The sequence below is a fragment of the Fundidesulfovibrio butyratiphilus genome (assembly GCF_054657235.1).
In genome coordinates, this window is record NZ_BAAHXA010000001.1 from 1,187,829 (window position 1) to 1,209,735 (window position 21,907).

General features: G+C 65.3%; 14 protein-coding genes. 12 read left to right on the plus strand and 2 right to left on the minus strand.

What is annotated here, in order from left to right; all coding sequences use genetic code 11:
• Positions 1-57: 57 nt before the first annotated feature.
• Positions 58-276 (minus strand): 50S ribosomal protein L31, encoded by a 219-nt coding sequence (gene rpmE, locus ACYQ01_RS05770; protein WP_459932873.1) that lies wholly within the window; start codon positions 274-276, stop codon positions 58-60.
• A gap of 144 nt (positions 277-420) precedes the next feature.
• Between rpmE and thiC the strand changes: the two genes are divergently transcribed.
• Positions 421-1,716: a phosphomethylpyrimidine synthase ThiC gene (thiC, locus tag ACYQ01_RS05775; RefSeq protein ID WP_459932874.1), complete on the plus strand. Its 1,296-nt coding sequence runs from the start codon at positions 421-423 to the stop codon at positions 1,714-1,716.
• 194 nt (positions 1,717-1,910) lie between these two features.
• Positions 1,911-2,672 carry a 2,3-diphosphoglycerate-dependent phosphoglycerate mutase gene (gene gpmA, locus ACYQ01_RS05780; RefSeq protein ID WP_459932875.1) on the plus strand — a complete coding sequence of 254 codons (762 nt, stop codon included), beginning with the start codon at positions 1,911-1,913 and terminating at the stop codon, positions 2,670-2,672.
• A 74-nt stretch (positions 2,673-2,746) separates the two neighbouring features.
• Here gpmA and ACYQ01_RS05785 read toward each other — a convergent pair whose 3' ends face one another.
• Positions 2,747-5,920: a hypothetical protein gene (locus ACYQ01_RS05785; protein ID WP_459932876.1), complete on the minus strand. Its 3,174-nt coding sequence runs from the start codon at positions 5,918-5,920 to the stop codon at positions 2,747-2,749.
• A 230-nt stretch (positions 5,921-6,150) separates the two neighbouring features.
• Here ACYQ01_RS05785 and ACYQ01_RS05790 point away from each other — a divergent pair, with 230 nt between their 5' ends.
• The 10 genes from ACYQ01_RS05790 to ACYQ01_RS05835 all read left to right on the plus strand — a co-directional run bounded on the left by ACYQ01_RS05790 (position 6,151) and on the right by ACYQ01_RS05835 (position 21,882).
• Positions 6,151-10,557: a response regulator gene (locus ACYQ01_RS05790; RefSeq protein WP_459932877.1), complete on the plus strand. Its 4,407-nt coding sequence runs from the start codon at positions 6,151-6,153 to the stop codon at positions 10,555-10,557.
• Complete coding sequence (locus ACYQ01_RS05795) at positions 10,554-11,462, plus strand: GGDEF domain-containing response regulator (RefSeq protein ID WP_459932878.1); 909 nt, start codon at positions 10,554-10,556, stop codon at positions 11,460-11,462. Before ACYQ01_RS05790 ends, ACYQ01_RS05795 begins: the two co-directional genes overlap by 4 nt.
• Positions 11,463-11,521: 59 nt before the next feature.
• Positions 11,522-14,233 carry an ABC transporter transmembrane domain-containing protein gene (locus tag ACYQ01_RS05800; protein WP_459932879.1) on the plus strand — a complete coding sequence of 904 codons (2,712 nt, stop codon included), beginning with the start codon at positions 11,522-11,524 and terminating at the stop codon, positions 14,231-14,233.
• Positions 14,234-14,235: 2 nt separating this feature from the next.
• A complete protein-coding gene (locus ACYQ01_RS05805) occupies positions 14,236-15,606 on the plus strand; it encodes an HlyD family type I secretion periplasmic adaptor subunit (protein ID WP_459932880.1) in 1,371 nt (456 codons plus the stop codon).
• A complete protein-coding gene (locus tag ACYQ01_RS05810) occupies positions 15,603-15,980 on the plus strand; it encodes a hypothetical protein (RefSeq protein WP_459932881.1) in 378 nt (125 codons plus the stop codon). Before ACYQ01_RS05805 ends, ACYQ01_RS05810 begins: the two co-directional genes overlap by 4 nt.
• 352 nt (positions 15,981-16,332) lie before the next feature.
• Positions 16,333-16,935, plus strand: coding sequence for a hypothetical protein (locus ACYQ01_RS05815; protein WP_459932882.1), 603 nt, complete (start codon positions 16,333-16,335; stop codon positions 16,933-16,935).
• Positions 16,936-17,215: 280 nt separating this feature from the next.
• Positions 17,216-18,181, plus strand: a complete 966-nt coding sequence (locus ACYQ01_RS05820) for an ExeA family protein (protein ID WP_459932883.1) — start codon at positions 17,216-17,218, stop codon at positions 18,179-18,181.
• A complete protein-coding gene (gene murJ, locus ACYQ01_RS05825) occupies positions 18,174-19,814 on the plus strand; it encodes a murein biosynthesis integral membrane protein MurJ (RefSeq protein WP_459932884.1) in 1,641 nt (546 codons plus the stop codon). Before ACYQ01_RS05820 ends, murJ begins: the two co-directional genes overlap by 8 nt.
• Complete coding sequence (locus ACYQ01_RS05830; RefSeq protein ID WP_459932885.1) at positions 19,811-21,247, plus strand: sugar transferase; 1,437 nt, start codon at positions 19,811-19,813, stop codon at positions 21,245-21,247. Before murJ ends, ACYQ01_RS05830 begins: the two co-directional genes overlap by 4 nt.
• Entirely contained in the window at positions 21,244-21,882 is a 639-nt protein-coding gene (locus ACYQ01_RS05835) for a hypothetical protein (RefSeq protein WP_459932886.1), read from the plus strand. Before ACYQ01_RS05830 ends, ACYQ01_RS05835 begins: the two co-directional genes overlap by 4 nt.
• The last annotated feature ends 25 nt before the right edge of the window (positions 21,883-21,907 follow it).

Below are 21,907 nucleotides of genomic sequence, written 5' to 3' on the forward strand. Positions count from 1 at the left end.
GAAGGGCGGCGAACAAGGAAAATAAGCGACGCGCGACGCGCCGCCCCGAAAACACGGCTAGGCCTTTTTGTCCTCGAACTTGGCGTACTTCTTGCGGAAGCGGTCGATGCGTCCGGCGGTGTCCACGAAACGCTGCTTGCCGGTGAAGAACGGATGGCAGTTGGAGCAGATTTCCACGTTCACGACCTCGCCCTTGGTGGAGAGAACCTCGGCGGTGAAGCCGCAGTTGCAGACCATTTTGGCCTTGTAGGTCTTGGGATGTATGTCCTTTTTCATTTGAAGGCTCCTTGGCTCGAATCAAAGGGAGTTCCTATAGCCCCTGCGGGCGGCGTTGGCAAGCCCGGACGGGCCACTTTCCCGTCGGAGCCTGGCGTGTTAGGGTTGGTTGGTCCGCATCAACAAACTCAATCGGAGCGTCCAATGTCCCTGATCGGGAAAAATCCCATCGTCGCGAAGTTTCTCGCCTCCCATGGCCAGTCCTTGTCCGAATACGAGCGCATGCCCTCGCAAGACATCCACGCCGCCATCGACGCCGGCCGCATGGTACTGCTCGCCAATCCCGGCCACCAGAGCGTACGCCCCACCCTCATCGGACAGCCCGCCCGGGTGAAGGTCAACGCCAACATCGGCACTTCGCCCATGATCAGTAATATCGAAATGGAAATGCGCAAGCTCGACCTGGCCGAAAAGGCCGGAGCCCACGCCTTCATGGACCTTTCCCTGCACGGCGACCTGGACGAGGTGCGCACGCGCTTTTTGGCCGCCTCGCCCCTGCCCCTGGGAACGGTGCCCCTGTACAGCGTGGCCCAGCGGCTGGTGCGCGCCGGAAAGGACCCCAGCGACTTTTCCATTCAAGATCTCCTGGACGAAATAGCCAAACAGGCCGAGCAGGGCGTGGACTTCATGACCCTGCACTGCGGACTGACCGCACGCGGCGCCGCCTGGGCCGCCGACGGCCGCAGGGTGCTCGGCATCGTTTCGCGCGGCGGATCGATCCTGGCCCGCTGGATGAAGCGCCACAAGAAGGAAAACCCCCTGCTCGACCACTACGACGCCTTGCTGGACATCTGCCTGGCGCACAACGTGACCATCAGCCTGGGCGACGGCCTGCGCCCCGGCGCGGGTGCCGACGCCGGCGACGCCGCCCAGTGGGAAGAAGTCTCGGTGCTGGGCGACTTGGCCCGGCGCGCGCTGGAGCACGGCGTGCAGGCCATGATCGAAGGCCCCGGCCACGTGCCCCTGCACCTGGTGCAAGGCCAGATCCAGGGCATCAAACGTTTGACGAACGGCGCCCCGCTCTACGTGCTGGGTCCCCTGACCACGGACTCGGCCGCCGGATACGACCACATCGCCGGGGCCATCGGCGGGGCCCAGGCCGCCTACTTCGGGGCCGACTTCCTGTGCTACCTCACCCCGGCCGAGCACGTCACCCTGCCCGGCCCCGAAGACGTGTGGGACGGCGTGAAGGCCAGCCTCATCGCGGCCCAGAGCGCCGAGGTGGCCCTGGGACGCCCCTGGGCCGTGGAGCGCGACCTGGCCATCTCCAAGGCCCGCGCCGACCTGGACTGGAAGGAAATCACCGCCCAGGCCCTGGACCCGCAATCGGTCTGCAAGCGTCGCCACGACCACAGCGGCGAGCGCGAATGCGCCATGTGCGGATCGTTCTGCGCCATCCGCATGCTGGAAAACCCCGACGCCGCGCCCTGCAAGAACTGACGCGTCCAAGCGTCCGGCGAAAACGTTGCTTCCGCCGGACGCTCCGTCGCTCTCGCCGCGCGGGGACGAACACGAACAACGCAACCGGTCCGAGGGCGCGGGGGCGCGGAAACGCACCTGGTCCCGCCGGTCAAACGAAGCAACGCCTTTGCGAGCCGCCGCCCGAGGGCTCCAACCCCAACCCGGAGGTCCCCATGCCCACCCTCGTGCTCATTCGCCACGGCCAGAGCCAGTGGAACCTGGAAAACCGCTTCACCGGCTGGACCGACGTGCCCCTCTCCCCCACGGGCGAAGCCGAGGCCAAGGCCGGGGCCAAGGCCCTGCTGAACGCGGGATACGACTTTGACCTCTGCTTCACCTCGTACCTCAGCCGGGCCATCAAGACGCTCAACATCGTGCTCGAAGACATGGACCGGCTCTGGCTGCCGGTGGCCAAGTCCTGGCGGCTCAACGAGCGCCATTACGGAGCGTTGCAGGGCCTGAACAAGGCCGACATGACCGCCCAGTACGGCGAGGAGCAGGTGTTCATCTGGCGCAGGAGCTACGACACCAGGCCCCCGGCCCTGGAAGACGACGACCCCCGCCACCCCCATTTCGACCCCCGCTACCGCGAAGTGGACTTGTCCGACCTGCCCGGCGTGGAGTGCCTCAAGGACTGCGTGGCGCGCGTCCTGCCCTACTGGCACGACGTGGTGGCTCCGGCCATAACGGCGGGCCGCCGGGTGCTCATCGCGGCCCACGGCAACTCGCTGCGCGCCCTGGTCAAATATCTCGACGCCATAAGCGACGCCGACATCGCGAACCTCAACATCCCCACCGGCGCGCCCCTGGTCTACGAACTCGACCAGGATCTGAAACCCCGCAAGCATTTCTACCTGGGCGATCCCGACGAGATCGCCCGCCAGATCGAAGCCGTGGCCAACCAGGCCAAGGCCAAGGCCAAGCCGAAAGCCTGACCCGCCGCGAGCGCGGGACGTGAAAAGGCCCGGGCGAGCTTTGGACAAAGCTTGCGCCGGGCCTTTTTCGCGTTTCAGGGGGTCTTGAGGGAATGCCGCTCCAGGGCGCCCGTTCCCGGCGTATCGCCCAAGGCGGCGACCATGCGGTCCACGGCGGCCAAATAGGTGTCCCCGTGGTCCAGGTAGAAGGCCAGGCCCCGGGAAAAATTCTTTCCCACCAGGCCGTCGAGAAAGAGCTGGCTGATCTCGCGCTTGCGACGCAACACGTTTTGCGACAATCGAAAGCTTTGCCGCTCGGCGGGATTCATGTCCCGCAGCAGACGGGACAGGGCCGTGCGGCCCCGGGGCTGGTACATCCAGAAATACAGGCAATCCAGGGCGTTGACGATGACGGCGTTTTCCAGCTCCTTGTGCTCCTGTCCCAGGTTCTTCATGAAGTCCTTGGGATTGGCCAGCATGCCAAGCACATCCACCTGAGGATAGAGGGCTTCCAGGCGTTCCTGCACGGCGAGCATGCGTTCGAACTTGGCCTTGTAGTCGCCCAGGCGCTCTTCCAGGTTGTTGCCCCGGTCGGCCAGGCCCTCGATGACCGCGGCCACCACATCCGAGGCGAGCTTGGAAACCACGGCGGCCCATTGCTGCGCGGCCGCGGCCGCGCCCGCCGGGTCGGAAAGCCCCACCAGCCAGCACAGGGCCGCGCTGATGGCCATGGCCAGGGGGATGGAAAGCACGCTCCGAAAGAAATTCAGCCCCGCCGCCATGCGCGGCAGCCCCCGCACCAGATTGTGGGTCGAGATGTAGGCCCCGTTGGCCAAGGCCATGACCGCGAAGAACAACAGGGGGTTCGAGGTGCTGGTGACACCCACGCCCTTGTCGAGGAGCACGGTCTTCACCAGGACGTCCAGCAGGGGCACGGAAAACCCGGTGTAGAGCAGCGAATCCGACAGCCGGCTCCAGCTCACGTAGTCGTTCCACTTGATGAGCGGGGTGCGCGAAAAGCCTCCGCCGCCCAGCACCGACTGCACCACGTTGCGCAAGCCCGTGATGGCGAACCAGATGACCGAGCCGAAATACTTGAGCACCCACCAGTCCTTGCTGAAGAGAAAGGACAGCATGGCCGGCACGAATCCGATCAGGATCTTCAGGGCGTTGCGCACGTTGCGGTTCAGGTAGCGCAGACGGAAGGAGGCGGGCGTGTCCCGGCGCGGTTCCACGCGGCCGAAGCGGTTGCCGTCTCCGGTCCGTATGCCGCCAAGCAGCATGAGATTGGTGGGCCGGTTCTTGGACGGCCGGAAATCGAGCAGCGTATATTCGCGTCTGGCCTTGTAGCCCAGGGGGGCCAGGGCCAGATGTCGCCGGGCAAAGGAGTAGAGGCCGCGAAGCAGGGGGTGGGCGCTCTCCCGGGGTTCGAAGACGAAACGCGGCAACACCCGCACGCCCAGGGGAATGCGCCCGGCCAGGCCGCGAGGCTTTCCGGCCTGGCGCAGGGCGACCACCGGCAGGGTGTCGCGCACGGCCAGGCCCATGCCGTGCAGTCTGCCACTCTGGCCTGTGGAGTCCGAGCCCAGGGAGGGGCGCAACGGGCGCACGCGGTAGATTTCGTGAAAGCCGGCCACGGATTCGAGCAGTGCGGAAAACACCCGGCGCCGTCTGGCGTCCTGTGTTCCGGGCGCACGGGCCAGAGCGTCGAGCCGGTTCAACACCCAGCGCTTGAGCGGAATCAGGCTTTCGGCGTTCACCACCTCGTAGAGGTCGATGATGCGCTTGATGTCCTCCAGCTTGCCCTCGGTGGTGTTCTTGAGATTGACGAGCTCCAGGTGGGTGACGCGCCCCCTGGATTCGTACAGGATTTCCAGGACGTCGTCCGCGTCCAGGCCGCGCAGGTTGAGGATGAACCGATTGCCCGAGCAAATGGACTCCACCTGGTCGATGATCTCGGCCGGGGCCGGCTCGGCCGGAAGCGGTCCCCTGGTGAAATATTGCCGCAGGCAGTCCTCGCGAACCGGCTTGGCGTCCGGGGGCGCCGCCGGGTCCGAAGCGCAAGCCGCCGACGCCCCCGGAAGACAGGCTTCGCCGTGCGGGCACCCGCGCTCCCGCCGCTCCTCGACCATGAGGGGATCGAGCCACTTCTCGCCCAGGGCGTAGGGGTCCAGGGCGTCGATCTCGGCCATGCGCGCCTCGATGGCCGGACGCTCTTCGGGCTTGGTCTGGCCCAGACTTTGGCCCAGCTGCCTATAGCGCGCCTCGAGATGGGGCATCAGCACCCCGTGCAGATAGCGGCGCAGATGCAAAAGCGAAGGCTGGCCCATGCCCACGGCGCGGATGAAGTCCCACGGGTCCAGGGCCGGGGCGTCCATCTGGAAGCGGCGGTTGATGTCGGGCAGCCCGGTGCGATTGAACCGGTCGAGCACCCCGAACACCAGCCCGGCCTGGGCCATGGAGACGTTTCTGCCGGCCTCCATGAAGGCCGCGACCTTCGGCTGGCGCAGAAAGTCCAGAAAGGCGTGGGACCCGGAAAACCCGCGCGGCACCCAGATCAGGCGTACCGCCTTGCCCGCGCACCGGGTGCGAAACTCCACCCCGAGGCGCACGGAAATGTGCATGATGGCGGCGGATTCGAGGAGCTCTTCGGCCGCCTCGGGCGGGATGTAGTTGTAGTAGATCACCGTGAGGTGCTTGATGCCCTTGATCCACGCGTCCATGATGAGATGCGTGGCGGACTTGCGCCCCTTGGTGTTCACGTCGTGCACGTGGTTGTCGAAGGCGATCTGCGACCAGTCCTCGGGCATGCGCAACAGATGATAGCGGGTGAGCTCGCGGTCCACGATGCGGGCCTTGCCGCTCAGGGTCGCGTTGAAGTCGTGGGCCAGTTCGAGCTGGCGAACCTGGTCCCCGTGGCTTCGCACCAGCTCCTTCATGATCTGCACCAGGGTCCGGGCCGTGTTTCGGCGCAGGTAGGTGACCGAGGCGTTCATCACCTCGTCCCTGAGGGAGCGCAGGGCTTCGATGCGGCCGCGGGCGTTGCCCGACTCGGGCGCGGCCAGCAGGTTGGCCGCGGCGTAGGCGATGCGCAGCCCCTGGGCCGCGGCGGTTTCCGTGACCCCCCGAGGATGCAGGTAGGGCGTGAGCAGATGCTTGAACCCCGAAGCGTCTTCCCGGCCGAGCACATCGTGCACGATGGCGAGCAGTTGTCGGTCCTTGCCGTCGAAGAGCAGCGTCGCACGCAAACGATCGAAAAATGCGGACATGGCCAATCCGTTGCTTGTCGCCTCCCCTTCGGGGGACGTATCCAATTTTTTCAATTATTCCACGGCATTTCACAAGTTGTCAAGCAAAATTGGCCTCGTTTGGGAGTCTTTGGAAAAAAGGGCCTCGGCCCGGCCCTCCCCGCTGGCGCGCCCTGGATTCCTCGGCCCGAATCTGCTATCCGAATGCGAATTTGAATCTTTCAAACAGGACCGTACCACGCCCATGACCCATGGCTAACGCTTTTTTTCTTAAAGAGCTCGATTACGTCTACTTTCTTTACGGTTTGAGCTTTATCCTTTTATCCGCTTCGGCCCGGCTCGTGGCGCGTTCGGGAGAGCTCTGGCGGCCGTGGCGGGCGTTGTGTTTTTTCGGGGCCGTACGCGGCCCCATGCAATGGCTGGAGATGGCCGCCCTCGACCTGGGCGACATCCCGGCCTTGGCCTGGATACGCGTGGTATTCATGGCCGCCTCGTTCCTGCTGCTTTTCGAATTCGCCCGCCAGTCCCACGCCGCCCTGACCAAACATCCCCCCCCGACCTGGATCGGCCCGGCCCTGGCCTTGACCGCCTCGGTCTTTCTGCTTGCCGGCCCGGCGGAAGCCCAGGCCGCGTTCCGTTACCTGCTGGCCCTGCCCGCCGCCCTGTGGGCCGCCCTGGCCCTGTGGCGCTACCGCGACCTCAGTCCCGCCCCGACCTGGCCGCTGGGGCTGGCTGCCGCGTGCATGGCCCTGTACGCCGTGACGGCCGGGGTCCTGGTTCCGGTCGCCAACCTGCCCCTGGCCCGCTCGGTCAACATGTGGACCTTTTTCACGGTCACCGGGGTGCCCGTGGCCGCGGTGCGCGCCTTGCTGGCCGCCGTCATGGCCGCCGCCCTCTGGCGCGCCCGGCTCGTGCTCTTCCGGGGACGTTTCCACACCGCCAAACGGGCGGCCGCCATGCCCGACGGCCTGCGCATGGCGGCGGGTCTGGTCGTCATCCTGGTCGTGGGCTGGCTTCTCACCCAGGCCGTGGATCGCAGGGCCAAGGAAAAATACGAGCTCCTGACCGAGACGGCCTTTGCGGCCACGGTGAAAAGCGTCGAATCCACAATGACCTCCTCGGACCGTTTCGCCCGCTTTCTGGCCGATCGCCTGACCGGGATGGCCCGGTCCTCGGCCGAACGAATGCAAAACGGCGAAGTGGACGCCCTGATCGACTCGCTGGCCGCGGCCATCCCCCACAGCGTGATCTTTTTGACCGACACTTCGGGCGTGGTGACCAATGCGTCCGACCGGCGCGGGCCCACCAGTCCCCTGGGCAAATCCAAGGCGTTCCGGCCCTATTTCGTCCAGGCCATTCTTTCGGGACAGGGATACGCGGCGGCCATGGGAGCCACGGCCCGCGCCCCGGACTATTATGCCGCCGCGCGCATGGAAAACCCCGGATCGCGCGCGTTGGGCGTGGCCGTTATCAAGGTGAAGCTGGACAATTTCGGCGACATCGTGCGCGGCAAGGGCGTGGCCCTGCTCACCGATTCCCACGGGGTGGTCCTGGCCTCCACGGATCCGCGCTTCGCCTGGCGTCCCCTGGCGCCCCTGGACCACGGAGAGTTCGACGCCCTGCGCCAGTCGCGCCTGTACGAAAAACTCGTGGACGACCCGGTGCTGACCCGCGCCCCTCCGGCCGGAGGACGAATCGTCCTGGACGGCAACACCAAGCACGTCAGCCGCGTCTCCTGGCCGCAAAGCGGCATGACCCTCTTCGTGTTCGATCCGGTTCTGGAGACGGGACCGGCCAGGCTCTGGGCCATCGCGGTGGTCCTTCTGACCGCCTTGGCCCACATCACCCTCACCACCCTGCACCAGCGCAACCGGGAGGACGCCCTGTCCCTGGCCGACTCCAACCGCCGCTACCACCAGATGTTCGCGGGCAGCCGCAGCATTCAGCTCCTGGTGGACACCGCCACCGGACTCATCGAAGACGCCAACCCCGCGGCCCTGGCTTTCTACGGATTGACCCGCGACGGCCTGAACAAAAAACATATCACCGAAGTGAACATTTTTCCCGTCGAAGAGGTGCGGGCCGCCATGGAGCAGGCCGCTCGAGTCCCTTCCACCTTCCGCATGCGCCATCGGAGCGTGCTCGGAGTGCGCGACGTGGAGATCAACAGCGCCCGGGTGGAGACCAGGGGCAAGGTACTCCTACATTCCATCATCACCGACATCACCGACCGCCTGGAAAGCGAACGCGCCATGACCGAGCTGCTCGACCTGAACCGCAAGATCATCGAGCACTCGCCGCTGGGCATCATCGCCTACAAAGCGGCCGGCCCCTGCGTGCTGGCCAACCAGGCCGCCGCCAACATCCTGGGAACCACGCGGGAAAAACTGCTCTCCCAAAACTTCCACGACGCGGAGTGCGGCGTGACCTTCGGCCTGAACGCCGAGGCCAAAACCACCCTGGAAAGCGGCGAGGCCTGTCTGCGCGAAAGCCACTTCATCGGCGGATTCGACCGCCGGGTGCGGGTGGATTTGATCCTCACGCCCTTCACCAGCAGCGCCGAGCCCCACCTGCTCCTGATCATGAACGACGTGACCCACAAGTTCGAGGCCGAGCAAGCCCTGGAGCGGGCCAAGAACCTGGCCGAAGAGGCCGTGCGGGCCAAGAGCCAGTTCCTGGCCAACGTCAGCCACGAAATACGCACCCCCATGAACGCCATCATGGGACTGAGCCACTTGGCCCTCAAGACCCAGCTCACCCCCAAACAGCGCGATTACATGGAAAAAATCCAGGCCGCGGCGCGCACCCTCCTGGGACTGCTCAACGACGTGCTCGACCTTTCCAAAATCGAGGCCGGCAAGTTCCAGATGGAGGCCAGGACCTTCCGGCTGGACCAGGTGCTGCAGGACATTGCCAACGTTCTGGCCGTGAAGGCCGCGGAAAAAGGCCTGGAGCTTCTGTTTCGCCTCTCGCCGGAGACCCCGGCCGAACTGGTGGGCGACCCCCTGCGCCTGGGCCAGGTGCTCACCAACCTCATCGACAACGCGGTCAAGTTCACCCGCCAGGGCGAAGTGGAAGTCCGGGTCGCGCCGGAGGGCACGGCGGACGGCCGCACCCTCTTGCGCTTTTGCGTGCGCGACACGGGCGTGGGCATCCCCAAGCACCTGCAAGCCAAGCTCTTCACCCCTTTCACCCAGGCCGACGGCTCCACCACCCGCCAGTTCGGCGGCACGGGACTGGGACTTTCCATCAGCAAAAGCCTGGTGGAGCTCATGGGCGGGGCCATCCACCTGGAAAGCGAACCCGACGCGGGCAGCGTGTTCAGCTTCACCATTCCCTTCAGCCTCCCCGGGCAGGAGCGTCTGTTCTCCCGCCTGGCCTCTCCCAGATGCCAGGGACTCAAGGCCCTGGCCGTGGACGACTGTCCCTCCGCCCTGGACATTCTGGCCGCCGACCTCACCCACCTGGGGTTCGAAGCCCACAGGGCCGCAAACGGCCCCGAGGCCCTGGACGCGCTCAACCGCAACCTGCTCGCCGGGGAACGGCCCTTCGACCTGATCGTGCTCGACTGGCACATGCCCGGGCTCGACGGACTGGAAACCGCCTCGCGCATCAGGCACAATCCGAGTTTCGACCCCACGCCCAAGATTTTGCTGCTTTCGCCCTTCGACCGGGACGAACTGACCGGCGTCACCACCCAGGCCGGAGTGGACCGGGTGGCGCTCAAGCCCGTGTTGCCCCAGGCCCTGGCCGATGCGGCCCTGGCCGCGCTCTTCGGCCAGGAGTCCGGGCCCGAGCCGGGAACGGCCCAGGCCGAAGGACAAGCCGCGCGCACCGGGTTGGAGGGCTGCCGGGTGCTTCTGGCCGAAGACAACTCCATCAACCAGCAGGTCGCCGTGGAGCTTTTGCGCGGCGCGGGACTGGAAGTCGACCTGGCCGCCAACGGCCGCGAAGCCGTGGACAAGGTGCGCCGCCTGGGCGGCCAGTACCACGCCGTGCTCATGGACGTGCAGATGCCGGTCTTAAACGGCCTGGAAGCCACCCGCATCATCCGGGGCCGGCTGGGACGCAGCGCCCTGCCCATCATCGCCATGACCGCGCACGCCATGAAAAAGGAAATCGACGACTGCCTGCAAGCCGGCATGAACGACCATGTGGCCAAACCCGTGGAGCCTGCGGACCTGCTGGCCACCCTGGGCAAATGGGTGCGTCCGGGACCGGGACGCAAACCCGTCCAGCCGGCCCCGGTCCAGCGCGAACGCAACCTGGCCACCCGGTTGCCCGGCTATCCCGGCGTGGACCTTGAACACGCCCTGCAACGCCTGGGCGGCAACACCCGCCTCTACCGCAGACTCATGGACGAATTTTCCGCCGGCTACGGCGGCTTTTGCGACGAATTCCAAAACGACCTGTCGGCCGGCCATCTCGCCGCGGCCGCCTCCAAAGCCCACACCCTCAAGGGCGTGGCCGCCAACCTGGGAGCGCAAGCCCTGTCGGAAACGGCCTTTCGCCTGGAGCAGGCCGCGCGGCAAAGCGACAGGCCGGGTTGCGCGGCCTTGTTGACCGAACTTTCCGAACATTTGGATCCGATACTGACCGCCATCCGGTTCTCGGGACCGGCCCCCGGCGGCGAAACCACCCCCTGGGACAACGCATGACCGATCATCCGCCCCACAGGGGCCTCGTCCTCGTGGTGGACGACAGCTCCATGACCAGACTCCGGCTCGGCCGGCTGATTGAGCAGGAACACGACGTACTCCAGGCCGCCAGCGGCCAGGAATGCCTGGACATGGCGGCGAGCCGCAACCCCGACCTCATTCTGCTCGACGTGATGATGCCGGACATGGACGGGTACGAAACCTGCTCGCGTCTCAAAGCCGATCCGGTCACGCGCGACATACCGGTCATGTTCGTCTCCGCCTCCACCGACGAAGAGGACGAAACCTGGGGGCTGGAAATCGGCGCCGTGGATTACATTCAGAAACCCTTTCGGGCCGCCGTGGTGCTGGCCAGGGTGCGCAACCAGATCGACCTCAAACGCTACCGCGAGCACCTGGAGGCCATCACCTCCCGCGACGAATTGACCGGCCTGGCCAACAGCCTGAAATTCAGGGAGTATTTCGGCCAGGAGTGGAAACGCGCCATGCGCTATCAGCGCGAGCTGGCCCTCGTTCTCATCGACGTGGACGACTTCGAGGCCTTCAACGACGTCTACGGCCACATGCACGGCGACCAAACCCTGTCGGTCGTCGCGTCCGCCATGGGTCGCACGCCCCGCCGGTCGTCGGATATGGTCGCGCGCCTGGGCGGCACCCATTTCGCGGTGATCTTGCCCGAAACCGGACGGGACGGGGCCATGGCCGTGGCCGGCAGCCTGAACCAGGCGGTGCGCGCCCTGGAAATCCCCCATCGCTCCTGCTCGTCAGGCCCCTTTCTGAGCGTGAGCCTGGGCGTGGCGTCCACGATCCCCGTGCGGGGACGGGACGCGCAAGAGCTCTACGAGCAGGCCGAGCACAACCTGCAGGAAGCCAAACACGACGGCCGCAACCGCGTCGTCGGCTAGGGACCGAAAGCCCCCATGCGCCACTTCTCGCGGGCCAAGACCCCGCACGGACACCCGTCATGCCCATGATCACCGCCCTGGCCTGCCTCAAGGCCGTGGCCGACGCCTACGGCCTGCCCTTCGACCCGGCCCGCGAGGCCGAGCGTTTCGACCTGGACGGCCAAGAACCGGACCAAGAGACCCTGGCCAGAATCGCCGACGACGCCGGCTTCGAAGCCACCCCCGCCACCCTGGTCTGGGACGACCTCGCCGCGCTCGACCCGAAGCCGGCCCTGGCCCTGCTCGACAACGGCAACGCCGTGGTGCTCCTGGGATTTTCCCCCCTGGGCGAGGGGTTGGCCCTGGTGGCCGATCCCCTGGCCCGGCTTCCCGGCCCGCTCAAGCTGGACCGTCAAACCCTGGAAAAGAACTGGAGCGGGCGCGTCCTGCTGGTCAAACCCCGCCCCGGCCGGTCGGGACTGCGCTGCCTGGTGTTGGTGGCCCGCCACCACGGGCTGGACCTCTCCCTGGAAGGCCTGGCCCATCACCACGCCCTGGGCCGACAGGAGCCAAGCCCGGACGAACTGGCCGCCCTGGCCCGGGAGCACGGGTTCAAATCCTGGTCCAAGACCCTGGCCCCCGAAGACCTGGCCCACCTGGGCGAGGCCTTCCCCCTGATCGCCCGCATGGACGACGGGCGCATGGTCATCGTGGCCGGAGCGGGACTGGCCAGGCGCGTTCCCGAACCCGCATCCGGCGAAAACGGACACCCCGGCGACGACTCCTCCCCCCCGACCGAACGGGCCTTCGCGTCCGACGCCCCCCCGGAACCGCACGAGCCCTTTCCATCCCACGAGCCGCAAGGCCCCGAGGGTGCGCACGACCCGCAACCGCCCATCCCGGTGGTGGATCTGGTCGACCCCGCCGCCCTGCCCCTGGCCAAACGGACCTGGCCGCTGGAACGCTTCGCGCGGGAGTGGACCGGGCAGGCGGTGCTCTTGCGCCGGGCCTGGCCGCTCGGCGACGAAAACCAGCCCTTCGGCCTGCGCTGGTTCGTCCCGGAAGCCAAGCGCCAGGGCAAGACCTTCTTCGACGTGGCCCTGGCCTCCCTTTTTCTCATGGCCCTGGCCCTGGCTTTGCCCATGTATTTTCAGATCGTGATCGACAAGGTCCTGGTGCACAAGAGCCTGTCGACCTTGCAGGTCTTGAGCCTGGGCATGGTGGCGGCGCTCGTCTTCGACGCCCTGTTCACCTTTCTGCGCGGCTACCTGTTGCAGGACGCCATCGCCCGCATGGACATCCGCATCGCCACCCGCACCTTCGCCAAGCTGGTCGCCCTGCCGCTCGGATTTTTCGGACGCAGCCACGCCGGGGTGCTGGTGCAGCACATGCAACAGCCGGACAAAATCCGCGAGTTCCTCACCGGCAAGCTGTTCTTCACCCTGCTCGACGGAATGGCCCTGGTGGTGTTCGTGCCGGTGCTGGCCTGCTACAGTCTGGCGCTCACCGGGGTGGTGCTGGTCTGTTCCGCCGCGCTGGCCGTGTTTCTGGCCCTGCTCGTGCCCTACTTCAAGGGCCGGCTCCTGCGGCTCTACCAGGCCGAGGGGGAACGCCAGGCCTTTCTGGTGGAGACCATCCGGGGCATGGAGACCGTGAAATCGCTTTCCCTCGAACCGGCCCAACGCAGACGCTGGGACGACCTGTCGGCCAGGACGGTCTCCATGCGCCTGGACGTGGGGCGCATTTCCGCCGGGGCCACGGCGACGGTGGGGCTCATGGAAAAACTCATGAGCCTGGCCATCCCCTGGCTGGGGGTGTTTCTCGTGTTCGACCACCAGATGACCGTGGGCGCGCTCATCGCCTTTCAGATGCTGGCCGGGCGCGTCACCCATCCTCTGGTGCAGATCGTGTCGCTTTTGCACGAATACCAGGAAAAGGCCCTGGCCGTGCGCATGCTGGCCACCATCATGAACGAAACCCCGGAACGCCCCCCCACCCGGGGAGGCCTGCGCCCAACCCTCTCGGGCGACGTGGCCTTCGAAAACGTGACCTTCCGCTACGCTCCGGGAGCGCGCGCGGCCCTGGACGGGGTGACGCTGCGTTTTCCGGCCGGGAGCTTCATCGGCGTGGTGGGACGCAGCGGATCGGGCAAGAGCACCCTGGGTCGACTGTTGCAGGGCCTCTACCAGGCGGATTCCGGTCTTGTGAAAATGGATGGACACGACGTTCGCGAGATCGACCTCACCCATCTGCGTCGTCACATCGGCGTGGTGTTGCAGGAAAACTTCCTGTTCCGGGGCACCGTGCGCGAAAACATCGCCCTGTCCGCACCGTCGGCCGGCTTCGGGGAGGTGGCCTGGGCCGCCCGGTTGGCCGGAGCCGACGAGTTCATCCGCGACCTGCCCGCAGGATTCGACACCCCGCTGGAGGAAAACGGCTCCAACCTCTCGGGCGGACAACGCCAACGCCTGGCCATCGCCCGGGCCCTGCTCACCCGGCCCCGGGTGCTGCTCTTCGACGAGGCCACCAGCGCCCTTGACGCCGAATCCGAGGAGATCATCCAGAACAACCTGGACAAGATGGCCAGCGGACGCACCACCATCATGATCAGCCACCGGCTTTCCATGCTGGCCGGGGCCGATTCCATCGTGGTCATGGACAAGGGCCGGGTGGCCGACAGCGGCACGCACGAAGAGCTCCTGAAACGGTGCGCCCCCTACCGGGACTTGTGGCGCAGCCAGAATCGCCACGTGCTCGGCCGGCCGACGGGCCCGGCCGTGATCGAGAGATGACCATGCTGCCCGTCCGCCGCATCCTCCGACTGCCCGAGCGCAAGCAGCGCCCCGCCCCCCCGGCCGAGCGTTTCGCCGCCTTCCAGCCCCCGGCCCGGGCGATCGAAACCGGTCCGCCGCCCATGCGCGCCCGGCTCACCCTGCATCTGGCCGCGCTGTTTCTGGTCTGCCTGCTGATCTTCGCCTGCGTGGCCAAGGTGGACCGGGTGGTCACGGCCCAGGGCAAGCTCCTCGGACCGGGAGAGAACCTGGTGGTGCAGACCCTGGAACCCTCCATCATCCGGGAAATACACGTCTCGCCCGGACAGCGCGTCACGGCCGGCCAGGCCCTCATCACCCTGGACCCCACCTTCGCCGACACCGGGCTGGAAGAGCAGGCCAAGCGCCTGGCCAGCCTCAAGGCCCAGGCCTGGCGGCTGGAGTGCGAAACCGCCCCGGCCTGTCCCAAGCCCCAGGACATCGACCCGCAAAACCTGGCCGCCCAACGCGAGCTCATGGCCAGGCGCAAACAGGAGCACCAGGCCAAGGTGCAGAGCCTGGTTCAAAGCGTGAAGGAGCTGGAGGCCAAGCTGGCCACTAACGCCCGCGCGGCCGAACAGGCCCGCAAACAGATTCGCATCGCCCAGGAGCTCGAAAGCATGCACCGCGACGTGTTCGAACGCGGCGCCAGCTCCCGGCTGGAATACATGAAGGCCCAGTCCGGGCGCATCGATGCCGAAACCCAACTGGTCAAACTGGGCAGCGAATCCAAGGAGCTGGCCCAGTCCCTGGAGCGGGCCAAGGCCGAAAAGGAAAGCTACGAGAGCGGATGGCGCTCCCAGGCCCTCAAGGACCTAGTGGAGACGCGACGCGACATCGAACAGACCGCCGAACGCGAGCGCAAGGCCGCGCATCTGTCCGAGATGGTGGTGCTGCGCGCCCCGGCGGACGGCACGGTGCTCGAACTGGCCAAGCGCTCCGTGGGTTCGGTGCTGGACAAGGGCGACGCGGCCGCGGTGATCGTGCCGGCGGACGCCAAGCTCGAAGCCGAAGCCGAGGTGCGCGCGGCCGACGTGGGCTACGTGCGCGAGGGCGACACGGCCAGGGTGAAGCTCGAAGCCTTTCCCTTCCAGCGCCACGGGGTGCTCGAAGGGCGCGTGCGCACCCTGAGCGCCGCCGCCCTGGAAAAGAACCCCCCGGAAGGCGGGGCCCAGGCCTTCTACAGGGCCCGCATCGCCCTTTCCTCCACCGAGCTTCGGGCCGTGCCCAAGGACGCCGCGCTCCTGCCCGGCATGACCCTGACCGCGGAAATAGCTGTGGGCAAGCGCCGCATCATCACCTATCTTCTGTATCCGCTCATCAAGACCTTCGACGAAACCATGCGGGAACCATGACCCGCGAGGCCATCACCATGACCCAGGAAATCTTTGTGGACGGCGTGCTGGGCGCGGGCTTTTCCGGAGGAGCCCTGCGTCTGGACTTCTACAGCATCTCCCCGGAAAAAAAGAACGAAAAGACCCCTCGGGTCCGCCTGGTCCTCACTCCCGAGGGGTTCACCGGATGCTGCAAGGCCATGGAGGGCCTGCTGGCCAAGCTGGTGCAGGCCGGCGTGGTGCGCCCGGACACCGGACTGGACCAGACGGCAAGGCAGGGCCCGGAGTCCGCCGCTTCCCCGAACCGGCCCCGCGGCGCGACGCCCTCCGCGACGCCCCCTGAACCGGACACCAACCAGCCCCGCGGCGACACGGGAGTCAGTCCCAACTTCTAGTGCGACATCCACGAAATACGCGCATACCGATCGCGCGGATGCCCATAGCAGCCTGTTGAAAAATTCTTGCTGGCTGCGTTGCTGCGAAAAACGCAAACCCTCAACGGATGCCAACTACGCTTCGGGCTTGACTTGTTTGCGCGCCTTGCCAGCAAGTTTTTTGCACAGGCTGCAAGAATCGACTGTTTCAACGAGCCCATAGGGCGTGGATACTGACAAGGAAGCGACACGAACGTCACGTCGTCTCGTAGCGGCCGAGCCGCTCCCCTGCGTCCACCCCGAAAACACCGCGCCACCGCGCGTCTTCGACCCGAGCTTCGAAATTCCGTAACGCCAACCCAAGGACCCCCTCATGGAAAGCATCGACGACATTCTCGACCGTATGGAAGCCCTGGAAAAGCGGCTCACCCGCGAGTTGGACAATCGCCAGCACGAGTTCCTCTACACTTTTGAGAACAAGAAGGTGCGCTTTCAGGCCGAGGTCAAAGCCAAACACAGGAAGATGGCGGCCAAATGGTCGGAATACGTGCGCGAATCCGGGGTGATGACCATCTTGACCGTTCCGATCATCTGGTCGGCCCTGTTGCCGTGCCTGGTCATGGACATTGTGGTCACCTTGTACCAGTGGATCTGCTTTCCCATCTACGCCATCCCCAAGGTGACACGCGCAGACCACGTGATCCTGGACCGGCACCACCTCAAATACCTGAACCTCATTGAAAAGGTGAACTGCCTCTACTGCGGATACTTCAACGGCATCATAAGCTACGTGCGCGAAGTGGCCGCCCGCACCGAGCAGTACTGGTGCCCCATCCGCCACGCCAGGCCCGCGGCGTCGCGCCACAGCCGCTATCGGTTCTTCTTTTCCTACGGCGATGCCGAATCCTACCGGCGGCAACTGGCCCGCGTGCGCAAGAACTTCGCCGACCTGGAGCGGGAACCCTCCGAGCCGTGAAACCGTCCGCGACCCCGGGCCGAAACGGCGCTCCGACCGGCCGACGCGCGAACGTATATCCCGCACGGGGCGCGAGCGGAGCGTCCATTCCGTTGTTTTGGACGCAAGGGAGGCCTGTCGCAACCGGGACACGCCGAAACACCGGCGTTGCCGTTTTTCAAATTCCGGGAGAAAACACTTGAAGCACGGACCCGCTTGACTTACCGCCTTGGCGGACGCACCCTCTCCCGAAACCGATATCCCCGGACCGCGCCAACGCGCGACCCGTTTACGGCAGGTTATGTCCTACTACTCGCTTCTGGGTTTGGTCCGCGACCCGTTCGTCACCACGCCCGACCCCGACCTTTTTTTCCACTGTCCCCGCCAGATGGACCATCTCGACCGGCTGGAAATCGCCGTGCGGTTGCGTCGCGGCCTAAACGTCGTGCTCGGTCCCGTGGGCACGGGCAAGAGCACGCTTTCCCGCCAACTCATGCGCGCCTTGGGCGACAATCCCGAATTCGATACGCATCTGCTGCTCGACCCCTATTTCGAATCGGAAAAGGAATTTCTGCTCTGGCTCAACCACGAGTTCGACATCCCGGAGGAACTCGTCACCGACAGCGCCTGGCGACTCAAGGACAACCTGAAAAACAAACTCTATGAAACCGGCGTGGAGCAAGGCCGCATCGTCTGCCTCATCGTGGACGAGGGCCAAAAGATCACCCCCACCTGTCTGGAAATTCTGCGCGAATTGCTCAACTACGAGACCAACGACTCCAAGCTCTTGCAAATCGTACTCTTCGCCCAGGAGGAATTCGAGGAGCATCTGCGCCTCATGCACAACCTGGCCGACCGGGTGTATCAGACGTTGCGCCTGGGCAACTTCAACTTTACGGAAACCAAGGACCTCATCCGCACCCGGCTCGAACTGTGCAAGGGCGAAGGGACGCTTCGCCCCCTGTTCACCCCCCCCGCCTTTCTGGCCGTGTACCTGGCCACCAAGGGCTATCCCCGCCAGGTGATCCAGCTGTGTCACAAGGCCATGCTGGCCGCCATCGCCAATTCCCGCCAAAAGGCCGACTGGGGCATGGTCTGGGCCTGCACCGACGCGGGGCGCTCCCCCCTGGCCCGCCACGGAATCGACCTGCTCCTGCTGAGCCTGATGGGCGTCGCCGCGGGATACGCGCTGTTCACCATGCCCGAATTGCTCGACACGCTCCTTCGCCTTTTGGGCCTGAACGCGCTCCTGTCCCCCCATGGATAAACCGACCGCCGACCCGACCGGCGGCCCAGACCACGGTCAAGACCCGACCGAGACGGTCCCCGTCCCCCTGGTCACGGTCCCCGATCCGCGCGAAACCGCCCGGGCCATCGGACGCGCCACCGCGGTCATCGTCGGCGTGGGGCTTTTGGACAAGCTGCTGGCCCTGGCCAAGGAAATGCTCATGGCGGCCCGGTTCGGCGCCGACGCCGAGGTGGACGCCTTCAACATCGCCTATGCCTTTCCCGGCATCGTCAACCTGATGATCAACGGGGCTTTCGTGTCGGCCTTTGTTCCGCTGTTCGCCGCCTGGCGCGCCAGTCAGGACAAAACCCTGGCCCGCGACACCTCCCTGACCATCCTGGCGGCGGCCAGCCTGTTGTTCCCGCTGATCGCCTGGTCGATCTCCGCAGGCGCCCCCCTGGTGCTCGACGCCATCGGATACGGCTTCCCCCCCGACACCAAGACCCTGGCCGTCGGCATGGAACGCTCCCTGGCCTGGCTGGTGGGCCTGGAAGGCGTGGGCATCCTGGCTGCGGCCCTGCTGCAGAACTTCAAGCGCTTCGGCATGCTCACCCTGGCCCAAATGGCCATCAACCTGACCATCATCGTCTTTCTGTCGGCCGGGAAATCCCTCGGCATCAAGGCGCTGATCCTGGGCTTTCTTGTGGGCACGGTCCTCAAGGTGGCGCTCATGTTCGCCTCGCTGCGCGGCTGCGGCGTCTACTCCCTGACGGGCTTTCGCCCCCGTTTCGCGGAGTTGGGAAACTTCGTCCGCACCTGCCTGCCCTTTCTGGGGGGAACGCTCATCGCCAACTCCAACATTCTCGTGGACCAGTCCATGACCACGGTGCTGCCGGCCGGGGCCGTCGCGGTGCTGCGCTACGCCTACCGGATGAACGACCTGCCCCTGCAAGTGGTGGTGATAGCCGTTTCGCGGGCCATCTTTCCCTACATCAGCGAGCAGGCCGCAGCCGGAGACAACAACGGCCTGCGCCACGTGTTGCGTCTGGGGCTGGTCTTCATGGCCCTGATTTGCGCCCCGATCACCTGTTACGTGCTCATCTTCGCCCAGGACGTGGTCGTCGCCCTGCTGCGTCGGGGCGCCTTCGACGCCCAAGCCGCGTCCCAAACCGCGCTCACCTTGCGCTACTACTCGTTGGGACTGTTTTTTTCCGCCTATGCCTTCATAAACGGCGCGTTCTATTCCGCCTTGCTGCGGGGAGGATTGCTGTTGCGCATAGGCCTGCTGTCGCTCGGGCTCAACTTCGGCCTCAACTGGCTGTTTTTGCGCCTGATAGGCGGGCCGGAAGCCATCGCCCTGTCCTCCACCATAACCATCGGCATAATATCTTGCATCTTTTTTGCGATCCTGAGACAGTTGCTAGGAAACGATGTCTCTCGAGGGCTGGGCCGCACCCTGGCCGTCGTCGTCGCGGCTTCGGCCGGGGCCTCGGCGGTCTGCTGGCCGCTTCGGACCTGGGCCGTGTCGCTTGGCGCCGGGGCATGGATGTCCCTGATCGCGCTGACCCCCGTGTTCGGCGCGGTCTATGTGGCTGTCGTGGCGGTCCTGCGCACCCGGGATGTCGAAGACGTGGCGCGCCTGTGCCTGCCGCGACTCGGGACCAAGGCATGATAGAAAACCGCATCAAGATATATCACGGCTTGGCCATCCTCACCGACCTGCTCTCGGTTTGCGCGGCGTTCCTCGCCGCGGTGGACTTTTCCCAGGCCGCTCCCTTCATTACCGGAAACGACGGGCTCACTTACCTCAATTTGCGCTTCTTCACGGCGCTTGCCGCGTCGTTTTGCCTGGTGTCCGGGTTCCACATCGTGTTTTCGGTGTTCTACTACTCCCTACGCACGCCCTACGCCTCGCGCAATCTGGTGCGGCTGCTGCCGCGCGTGTTGGCCCTGCTCGCGTCGGACTGCCTGACCATCACCTGCGTCTGTTGGGCGCTTAGAACGCCGCTTTTGCCCTGGCAATTCTTCGCCGTCTTCGCCGGCGGCGCGCTGGTCCTCACCATGGTCCTGCGCGGCCTGGTGCAGGTTCTTCTCAAGTGGATCTACGCCGCCGACGAAAACCTCATCAACATCCTCATTGTGGGCACCAACAAACGCGCCCACGATTTTTTCGAATTCATCGTCTCGAACCGCTTCCTGGGCTATCAGGTGACCGGCTTTCTCGACGACCTCAACTATTGCGGCGCGGGAGACGTGCGCCTTCTCGGTCCGCTATCCCAGTTCGAAAAGATCGCCCGGGAAAACGTCCTCGACACCGTGGTGGTGTATTTGCCGGTGCGCTCCTACTACGACAAGATCATAAACATCATCGAGCGGGCCAACGTGCAGGGCATTCCCGTCCAGCACATGTACAGCTTTTTCGACCACAAACGCCTGCGCATGATGCCTTCGAGCATCGGGGCGCACACGGGCATGCTGATTCAGGCCGCGCCCTCGACCCTGTGGGTGCTCGGCCTCAAACGCCTGTTCGACATCGTGTTTTCGTTGGTTGTGCTCGTGCTGATCTCGCCAATTTTGCTGGCCGCGGCCCTGGCCATCAAGCTGGAGGACGGCGGACCGGTATTCTTTGCCCAGCAGCGCGTGGGCTATCACAAGCGTCCGTTTTCGCTCATCAAGCTGCGCACCATGGTGGTGGACGCCGAAAAACGCATGGCCGAACTCGAAACGCGTAACGAAATGGACGGCCCGGTCTTCAAAATCAAGGACGACCCCCGCATCACCCGGGTGGGACGCTTTTTTCGAAAATACTCCATCGACGAGTTGCCCCAGTTCTTCAACGTGCTGCTCGGCCACATGAGCGTGGTAGGCCCCCGGCCCATGGCCATGCGCGACTACAAGGGATTTTCCGAAGACTGGCTGCGCCGGCGTTTCTCCGTGCGTCCCGGCATCACGTGCACGTGGCAAACCCTGCCCAACCGCAACGACGTGAGCTTTGCCCAATGGATGTTCATGGATATGGAATACATAGAACGCATCAGCTTTTTCACGGACATGCGCATCATCGTCAAAACCGCTCTCGTGGCCTTCACCGGAACCGGACAATGACCGCCAGAGCCCTCGCATTCCTTGTTGCGGTTCTGCTGGCCGCGCTCCTGGGCGCCGAAACGTGCCCGGCCCAGAACGCCGGTCAAGACGAACAGATGTTTCTCGAACCCGACAGCGGAGGACGCGTCTTCTACGTGCGGTGCACCGGGACCGTGGACGACAAGATCCGTTTCAACGACGTGACCGCCCAGGTGACGCTCAGTTTCAACGCCTTGAACCCTGCCAACCGCATTCAGGTCATCATCGACCCCAGGCCCGCCCTGGCCGCCAGGAACAGCTTCTACTGGAACTCCAACGATACCAGCGTGTCCTTCGGAGGCCAAAGCTTGCGCAGCACCCTGAAACCGCTTTTCACAAAAGAGTCCACTATCTGTTTCTACTATATGAGCCCGAGCCTCTATCACAGCAAGCAGGCCCTGACTCATAGGGAAGCCGAACGTATCCGCTGGGTGGACACCTACGCGAAGCCCATTCGCATTTTCGCCACCCAGGGGGAACTGACCATGAAGTTGGAGAGCAACATGATAAAGGGCAAGCTCTGGATGGTCGGCTACGACACCCTTGCGAACCGCCCCGTGCGCTATGTGGCCGACTTCGCGGGACAAGAGTACGTTGAGAAAAAATCCAAGCACTGATCGTTCTCTCTACGTGACGGAGGAA